General features: G+C 61.2%; 1 protein-coding gene. It reads right to left on the bottom strand.

What is annotated here, in order from left to right; all coding sequences use genetic code 11:
- Positions 1-9: 9 nt before the first annotated feature.
- On the bottom strand, positions 10-521 hold a 512-nt coding region (locus AC1D0P_RS28175), incomplete at its 5' end, for a helix-turn-helix domain-containing protein (protein ID WP_477679746.1).

Below are 521 nucleotides of genomic sequence, written 5' to 3'. Positions count from 1 at the left end.
CAAAGCGCCCTAACAGAGCGGCTGAAGCCGGTATTCCGATCGCGCCTGGCTGGGCGAGCGGCCGAAATACATCCGGTAGTTCTTGGAGAATTGCGACTGGTCGGCAAAACCCCAGCGATAGGCGATCTCGGAGATCGAATGCGGCGTATTGGCCTTGCGCAATTCCTCATCGCACATCAACAGCCGCTGTTCGCGGATCCATTCATAAATCGAGCGGCCGCTATCGGTGAACAGCCGCTGCAGGTAGCGCAGCGAGATGCCGCAGGCATCGGCAACGTCCTGCGGCTGCAGGTCGCCCTTGGCGAGATTGGCCCTGATATGCTGCTCCGCGCGGAACAGATGGGCGGCGCGCACCGAACTCAGATTGCTGTCCAGCACCCGCTCATCATCCTGGATCGCCAGGCAGAGAAGATCGATGAGCTGCTGGCCGATCGTCTCCTTGGCCGCGGAATTCAATTCGTCGAGCCGCTTGGCCGTCGAGCGGATCGTGTCGATGAAATAGGCGCCGACACCCTGCTGCG

This window comes from Polaromonas sp. P1_G2, assembly GCF_056405515.1.
Note: the sequence above shows the minus strand (reverse complement) of the source record. Positions and strands in the feature narration are given on the sequence as shown.